The organism is Lysinibacillus sp. TE18511 (genome assembly GCF_054062295.1).
The window spans coordinates 93,381-101,226 of record NZ_JBSSFD010000012.1; the positions used below are offsets into that span (position 1 = coordinate 93,381).

Annotated in this window: 6 protein-coding genes; 2 read left to right on the forward strand and 4 right to left on the reverse strand. The window is 35.6% G+C overall.

Going from position 1 to position 7,846, the window contains the following annotated elements; genetic code table 11:
* Positions 1-62: 62 nt before the first annotated feature.
* Entirely contained in the window at positions 63-2,090 is a 2,028-nt protein-coding gene (locus ACVWXS_RS11640; RefSeq protein ID WP_456958318.1) for a diguanylate cyclase domain-containing protein, read from the reverse strand.
* Positions 2,091-2,830: 740 nt separating this feature from the next.
* On the opposite strand from ACVWXS_RS11640, the gene ACVWXS_RS11645 reads away from it, so the two are divergent.
* Positions 2,831-3,379, forward strand: coding sequence for a GNAT family N-acetyltransferase (locus tag ACVWXS_RS11645; protein ID WP_456958319.1), 549 nt, complete (start codon positions 2,831-2,833; stop codon positions 3,377-3,379).
* Positions 3,380-3,504: 125 nt separating this feature from the next.
* Here ACVWXS_RS11645 and ACVWXS_RS11650 read toward each other — a convergent pair whose 3' ends face one another.
* A complete protein-coding gene (locus tag ACVWXS_RS11650) occupies positions 3,505-4,581 on the reverse strand; it encodes an undecaprenyldiphospho-muramoylpentapeptide beta-N-acetylglucosaminyltransferase (RefSeq protein WP_456958320.1) in 1,077 nt (358 codons plus the stop codon).
* Positions 4,582-4,746: 165 nt separating this feature from the next.
* Here ACVWXS_RS11650 and ACVWXS_RS11655 point away from each other — a divergent pair, with 165 nt between their 5' ends.
* Positions 4,747-6,117 carry an MATE family efflux transporter gene (locus ACVWXS_RS11655; protein ID WP_456958321.1) on the forward strand — a complete coding sequence of 457 codons (1,371 nt, stop codon included), beginning with the start codon at positions 4,747-4,749 and terminating at the stop codon, positions 6,115-6,117.
* Between the two features lie 110 nt (positions 6,118-6,227).
* Here the strand turns inward: ACVWXS_RS11655 and ACVWXS_RS11660 are convergent, their stop codons facing one another.
* Together ACVWXS_RS11660 and ACVWXS_RS11665 are read right to left on the reverse strand one after the other, a co-directional pair.
* The gene (locus ACVWXS_RS11660; protein ID WP_456958322.1) at positions 6,228-6,446 is read right to left on the reverse strand and encodes a hypothetical protein; all 219 of its coding nucleotides are present in this window, start codon (positions 6,444-6,446) and stop codon (positions 6,228-6,230) included.
* Between the two features lie 254 nt (positions 6,447-6,700).
* Positions 6,701-7,357 (reverse strand): CAP domain-containing protein, encoded by a 657-nt coding sequence (locus tag ACVWXS_RS11665; RefSeq protein WP_456958323.1) that lies wholly within the window; start codon positions 7,355-7,357, stop codon positions 6,701-6,703.
* Positions 7,358-7,846: the final 489 nt, after the last annotated feature.

The following is a 7,846-nucleotide window of genomic DNA, read 5'->3' on the forward strand; positions in this document are numbered from 1 at the left end:
TATAGCATAACATCAAACAAAAAGTCTGTACCACAAGCAATTACTTGTTTGTACAGACTTTTTTACTGTGCATCAGCAATATAGAAATTATTTTTCCCGAATTCCTTCGCTTTATATAAGGCTTGATCTGCTATTTCTAGCAATTCATTTAATGAAGTACCGTGATCCGGATAATAAGCGATTCCAATAGAGGCAGTTGGGGAAAAATGATGATTTTCGATGGTCCAACCTTTTTTAAGTTCATGACGGATCCGATTATAAATGTGCATAATTTGAGTATGCCTCTTGTCATCATCCCGAGTTAAACCTGTTAAGACAACGATAAATTCATCGCCGCCAATGCGAATGACTAAATCATGACTACGTACAGCTGTATTTAAAACTTGGCCAAACTTCCGGATAAAATCATCCCCTGTATCATGGCCGTAGCAATCATTAACATTCTTAAAGTCATCCCCATCGATATAGAGAATAGCTAAACACACATGATGTTCTTGTGCTTGTGTCAGTAATTTCGGGAACTCCTTTTGTAAAAAACGACGATTTGGTAGCTGTGTTAACGTATCGTGGTAAGCTAAATATAATAGATCATTCTCCCGCTCCTTACGACGGGTTATTTCACGGGATACCATCATAATTTGTGAAACTTTTTCGCGTTCAGGATCATGTACAACTGTTACATTTCCTTCAGTCCAAACAGGCGTACCATCCTTTGCTTTAAGCAGTAGCTCAAACTGCGTATCTGTTTGACCCGAATAATTATTTAGAAACGTTTGCCATGCCTTCTTACTTTCGTCCTCGATGATGTTACTGTAAAACTGACCTTGTAATTCTACATTTTCGTACCCTAAGAATACCTTATAGGATGGTGAGGCATAAATAATGATGCCATCCTCGTTAGTAATGACAATCAAATCATTTGTATTTTCTGTTATGAGACGAAATGTTCGTTCAATATTTTTCAATTCCGTGAACATTCTTTTCTTGTCTGTAATATCATAGTTAATGGATAAGTACTTTTCTGTCTTGCCAAATTCATTTTTTAATGGAACTATAGCTGCTTCTACCCAGTATTCAGCGTAATATTTTGTACGGTAGCACATTTCCCCTCGCCAAATTTCCCCCGCTCCAACTGTTGTATTGATTGATTGTAAGAAGTCCTCCGTATGATATCGAGGTTTGATTAAATGATAAGATTGACCAATTAGTTCTTCTGCCGTGAAACCAGACGCATTTAAAAATAAATCATTAACTTCTACAATTTTTCCATCCATATCAAAAACAGCAATGGACGTTGCAGAATTTAGAGCAGCTTTAAAAACCTCTAAACCATGCGATTTTGAGCGTAACTCCGCTTTTTGTTGAGTGAATTGTGTGAAATCCTGCATGATAAGAAAAATAGCAAAAGAGTTATCTCCTTGCATCACAGGAGAGAGTGAAAGTAAATACGTGCGCTCTTTTTTATCCAGTGTATGAAGCTTGATGAGTTTTTCTCCAATATTTTCGCCCATTGCTGCCCTTTGTAAATAGTTTTGAATGTTTTCTACCTCATCTTTAGGAACAATTGGTAAATCAACGAATAATTTGTGTTTGACCGTTTCATTATCTAATTCAAAGTCCTCCATGAAGCTGGAATTCACTTCATAAATAGCCCCTTCAGCTGATAGGATGACCGTAGAAAAAAAGGCATGATCAAACATTGAGCGCATAAATAAAAACTTATCTTCAATACTGCGATCATATAGAATCTCTTTTGTTATGGCTAAAATATAGTCTTCATTATTATTTTTATACGGACGAACAGATGTCTCATATTTACGAACTTCAGATTTAACATAAGCATAATCCACATAATCAACTTGACTACGCTTTGCAATTGCTTGATGGTAATTTTCTAGAATTATCGAAAAATTACGACTCGAGGTACGGGTAGAAAGCATTTCCCCAATCGCCTCATGTGATAACAAAGCTCGAGCTGCTTGATTTAAGCGAATATATTGATAATCGTCTCCCACTCTTTTCATTAGAAAGACAAAATCTTTGCCAATAAACAATTCATTAAAAAAATCTTCGCTTAAAAGATATTCCATGCTGTCACCCCCATAAGTCGATCATATTAAAATAAAATTTTCAGATGTGTTGATTAACCATTTTTTATCCATCCTAATTAATTAGAAGGTGCTGATTTCCGCTACGGGTTACTCGCTTTCCTGCGGGAGTCGAGTAGCCCTACACTACAATCAGTTGAAAATAGGAATATATTTCAAAATAGCAGCAAAAAACTTTTTATTACTCCATAATAAACCTATTTTTCCCTAATCAACACGACTGATAAAATTTATTTATATTGTTTGTTTATACAAAAAATCAATACTACTATTATAACATAATATCAAGGAATCACATTTTCCAATTCGAAAAAATTGTATCCTTTTCAGGGTTTTTTTTGATATTTTACCTCTTTTGAAGAAAAAATATAATGCTAAAGAAACACTATTTAAATATTTTTATACAGAAAATTGTTATTTTAGACTTAAATCTCCTAAAAATTAGAATATAATAATTCACCTTTCGGAATTTACTGACTAATATATTTATTTTTTGTTTTTTCGTGGAAAATGATTGCATAAAGCAGTAAGAATGTTATATTATATTAAAAAAGCTAGCCTTTTTTCGGTATGGGCGAAAAATCAGTAAGACAGCGGGAAATTATGGATATCATAGTTATAACGTCTAGTTCTTTGGGTTTTAATTCCAGTACGAATTGTAGTTTTCTTCTTTATGTTTCAACGGAATTGTTTTAACTACCCTAGTAAAGGAGGCGTTTCGTATGCTTAAACATCGAGACCTTCATGAATGTACAGAGCTTTATGAGCTATTATCACACCCTTCTGTTTTCCCATTTGTCCGTCAAAAAGCCACGTCTGCTGATGAATACTGGTTTATGACAAAGCAACTGATTGAAGAGGAAGCGAAGGGACTCGCTATTTCTAGGACCATTACTGATGATTGGGGTCAACCAATCGGCACCATTAGCATTCATGATGTTGAGGAAGGTGCAGGCTTTTTAGGAACGTGGATTGGACTCCCTTATCAAGGTAAAGGATATAACCAAAAGGCAAAGATGCTTTTTTTGAATGAACTATTTTTTGATTATAACTTCCATACGGTATTTCTCCGTATTCGTGTTGAAAATATAAAATCACAGCGCGCAGCCTTAAAGCTACCTTATGTCGTTAGTGCAAATGAAGAACACCCGACGTTATTAGCACAGGTAAACAGAGGCGAAGCGCAATTTAATTTATTTAAAATTCCAAAAGACTTGTTCTATTTGACAACAGCCTATCAGACGCAAGAAGGCGAAGAGCAAGCGATGTAATCTACCAATAAAAAAAAGCTATGTGTTCTGTCGTTATGACAGGCACATAGCTTTTATTTTCGGGCTTTACATGCAGTAAGGCCCCTATTTTGTGGGTATTGTCTAAAGCATATCGAGTAAAGAGCTTACTTTTTATATTGTAAAATCAATTTCGCCATTTCTTCAGGCGTTTTAGGTCTTTGTGTTTTTTGCATCGTTGCCACCATTTCTTCTTTGCGCTCCGTTAACACATGCACCGATTTTTTAAACGATTCCTTTGTTAACTCTTCCTCTTGTAATACTTCTGCATAACCTTGTCTTTTAAATAGGTTGGCATTTAATATTTGATCACCACGACTTTTTTGTGCAGATAATGGCACTAACAACATTGGCTTGTGAAGTGCTAAAAATTCAAAAATCGAGTTGGAGCCTGCACGTGAGACGATAAAGTCTGCCGCATGTAATAAATCTGGTAATTCTGTTGTTACATATTCAAACTGCTTGTAACCAGACATAGACTCGAATGATTTGTCATAATTTCCTTTACCGCACAAATGAATGACTTGAAACTGTTTGACAAGCTCTGGTAAATTTTGACGAAGTGCATCATTCAAAACAACTGAACCTAAACTCCCCCCCATTACAAGAAGAACAGGTCTTAATGTTGTAAAGCTACAGAGAGATAATCCTTCCGCTCGATCACCCATAAATAACTCTTCACGAATAATGGAGCCTGTGCAAGTTGCCTTTTCTTTCGGTAAGTGTTGTAATGTTTCTTCAAAAATCGTAAAGATATGTGATGCAAATGGTAGCGCAATTTTATTGGCCAAGCCCGGTGTAACATCTGATTCATGGATGACCACTGGAACACCAGCAAGTTTCGCAGCCATGACAACGGGTACAGAAACAAAGCCGCCCTTTGAAAAAATAACTTGCGGCTTCACTTTTTTAATAATACGAAAAGCCTGCATCAATCCAGCAAGCACTTTAAATGGGTCAGTAAAATTTTTCATTGAGAAATAACGACGCAATTTTCCACTTGAAATACCGTAAAACGGAACATCAGGAAATGCCTCGCCTATTAATTCTTTTTCAATGCCCTGATCAGACCCAATATAGTGGACATCATAACCTAGGTCTAGTAAAGACGGGAGTATCGCTTGATTGAGCGATACATGACCAGCTGTCCCTCCACCGGTTAAAATGATTGTTTGTTGTTTCACGTAAATTCTCCTATTCCTTAAAAAGCCGTCACTACTTTTTGTTTACAGTCTTTTATTTTACTATATGCGAACGAAAAGATATAGATGAAGCCTTTAATTTTTCAATTTATACCTATTTAAGTATGCTATACTTATTCATTATGTTAATGGAGGAAGTTAGACTAAATGTATCAAACAACGACGATAAAAGATAAATATAAACTAATGTTAAAAATGATTGTACCCATTTTAGTTACGCAAGTAGCGATGTATCTAATTTCTTTTTTCGATATTTTAATGTCGAGTCGCTACGGCACAGCAGACCTAGCCGGGGTTTCGATCGGTTCTTCCATTTGGATGCCTATCTACATAGGACTTTCCGGAATTCTTCTTGCCATTACACCAATTGTTTCTCAGCTTGTAGGTGCTAAAAAAGAACTGGATGCTAAAAAGGCTGTCCAGCAAGGGATCTATGTAGCCATTCTATTAGCTGTACTTATTTTCTGTGTGCTATTAGTTGGAATTGATTGGATTTTAGGGAATATGAATTTAGAAACCTCTGTACATAACATTGCTAAATCATATATTTACGCGATGTGTGCTGGTATTTTACCGCTCTTTTTATTTTGTGTATTGCGTTGCTTTATTGATGCTCTCGGACAAACACGCGTCACAATGATGATCACGCTACTTACTACACCGATTAATATTATGTTAAATTATATTTTTATTTTCGGGAAATTTGGAGCGCACGAGCTTGGTGGAATCGGTGCAGGGGTTGCAACAGCAATTACCTACTGGCTTATTTTCTTTATAACCGTTTGGATTATTGCAAAACATGTGCCCTTTGAACGTTTTCGTATATTCCATGATTGGCCAAAATTAGAATGGCTTCGTTGGAAGGAAATTTTAATCATCGGCGTACCAATCGGTATATCCTTATTTGCAGAAACAAGTATTTTTTCGGCAGTCACAATGATGATGAGTAGCTTTAGTACAGAAATCATTGCCGCTCATCAAATCGCTTTAAATTTCACCAGCCTGCTATACATGGTACCACTTAGCATTTCAATGGGCGTTACGATATTAGTAGGTTTTGAAATAGGTGCAGGTCGAATGCAAGATGCTAGAATCTATAGCTATTTATGTGTTGCGACTGCGATTTTATTTAGCTTTATATCAGCTTGTATCCTTTTTTTACTGCGTGAACCCGTCGCCAATATGTATACAACAGATCGTGAAGTAATAGAATATGCCGTACAATTTTTAGTATTCGCAGCCATTTTCCAGCTATCTGATGCTATTCAAGCGCCAGTACAAGGGGCTTTGAGAGGTTATAAGGATGTGATGATCACTTTTATTATGGCTATTATTTCGTATTGGGTGATCGGCTTACCTGTCGGATATACGCTTGCAACGCATACAGATTTCGGACCGTTTGGTTACTGGATTGGACTTGTTGCAGGCCTGACAACAGGAGCAATTACTTTATTAATCAGGTTGTTACTTGTTCAGAAAAGATTTACAAGCACGTCCAAAGTAAAAATAGCAAACTAGACATTGTTCTAGTTTGCTATTTTGCATAATAGAAGAAAAACCCCAAAACATTCATCAACATTGAATATCCCCTCTTCTAAAGAGGGAAACTTCATTTACAAAGTATTTCCTTAAAAGCTTTTCTCATCGCTCTGGTGCCCTATTCGAAAATCCCAATACAATTGCCCATTATTATTATTTTTAATAGGAGGAACTCGACTGTTCATGTCTTCCAAGTCCTGTTTTTCGCAACTTTCATTACAGTAAAATTTATCAGCTTGAGTGTTATAAATACTTTTTGCTCTATCTATTATTAATTTACCGCATTCGCCACATTTTATTAATATCATATACCACTCTCCTTTTTCAGTTTGTTAACGCAGCCCTATAGCCTCTTAAATGAATTTTGTTCATCGCTACAGTAAATTATTCAACTATTTGCTAGATCGCATAGTGAAGCCATTTTTTTCAACATATCTAATGTATTCAATTATCCCCGGTAATGTACTCGCTTGTTTTTCAGTCAAAACAAAAAGGATGCCACTAAGTATTTTACGACTTAGTGGACATCCTTTTATTCAATGAAGCTATTCAATTTACACTATTATTTTTGGATAAATTGTTGTGTCCAGTAGTTACCTGTTTTCACATAACCAACACCGATATGTGTAAATTTCGCGTTTAAAATATTTGCACGGTGACCTGGTGAATCCATCCAAGCTTGTACCACTTCTTGAGGTGAACGTTGACCTTGTGCAATGTTTTCACCTGCACTCTTATAACTGATACCTAAAGTTTTCATACGATCGAATGGTGAACCGAATGTCGGGCTCGTATGTGAGAAATACTTTTTAGATTGCATATCTTGTGATTTTTCACGAGCAGCAGCCATCAATTGATTATCTGTTTTTAAAGGTGCTAAACCAGCTTTTGTACGTTCAGCATTCGTTAATTTTACTACCTCTTGTTCAAAAGCATTTACATCTGAAGTTGTTGTAGATGGTGTTGATTTAGATGGTGCAGTTGCTGTATTTTCTTTTTGAGTTGTTTGTGTATTATTATTTGTTGTTCCTTTTGATGGTGCTGATGTTTGTGGTAGTTTTACATTCCACTTATTATTTGACCAAGTATAATAATAGACTTTACAGTTATTCGTTTGTTGAACAGTATTCCCTTCTGTTGTATTTGAAGCAGCAGAAGCCATTTGAATTGGAGCTGCTAATAAAAATGTTGCACAAATTGCAGTTAGTGTTTTTTTCATGTTTGCAATTCCTCCTTCTCTGCAACTAATCGTAAAGGACGTTTTTATTTAATTTCTTTCCAACATCTGCTAACAACACCATTACAGAAACAGATTCGCGTAAAATAAGCGTTTTTTTGCTATATTTTTTAACAGGTTTCACCAATCTATGAAATACTTACGTTATAAATAGGGTTGACACCCCTAGAAAACTAGTAATTATTTTCAAAATTCAAACAATACTATCAGACTAAAATTGAGTAAAAAAGCTTTTATTCAAAGTGAAATCGGTCGTTTTTTGAAGGATTTTTCAGTAGGAGCAAAAAAGATCGTTGTGTAATGATCAATGTAAAAGGACTTTCCGTAAGAAAGCCCTTTTATTGCTATAGTATTCTCCTTCACATTCTCGATAGAGTTGGTATGTCAACACTAAACTGGACAAAAATTATAAGGGCTGTTGCTTGAATTCCACTGGTGTTAAATAGCCTAGTGTTCCGTGAATTCGAATGT

What these genes read in the sequence shown, in the direction of transcription:
- ACVWXS_RS11640 (WP_456958318.1), bottom strand. Translation starts at nt 2,090, where the DNA reads ATGGAATATCTTTTAAGCGAAGATTTTTTTAATGAATTGTTTATTGGC.
- ACVWXS_RS11645 (WP_456958319.1), top strand. Translation starts at nt 2,831, where the DNA reads ATGCTTAAACATCGAGACCTTCATGAATGTACAGAGCTTTATGAGCTA.
- ACVWXS_RS11655 (WP_456958321.1), top strand. Translation starts at nt 4,747, where the DNA reads ATGTATCAAACAACGACGATAAAAGATAAATATAAACTAATGTTAAAA.
- ACVWXS_RS11660 (WP_456958322.1), bottom strand. Translation starts at nt 6,446, where the DNA reads ATGATATTAATAAAATGTGGCGAATGCGGTAAATTAATAATAGATAGA.
- ACVWXS_RS11665 (WP_456958323.1), bottom strand. Translation starts at nt 7,357, where the DNA reads ATGAAAAAAACACTAACTGCAATTTGTGCAACATTTTTATTAGCAGCT.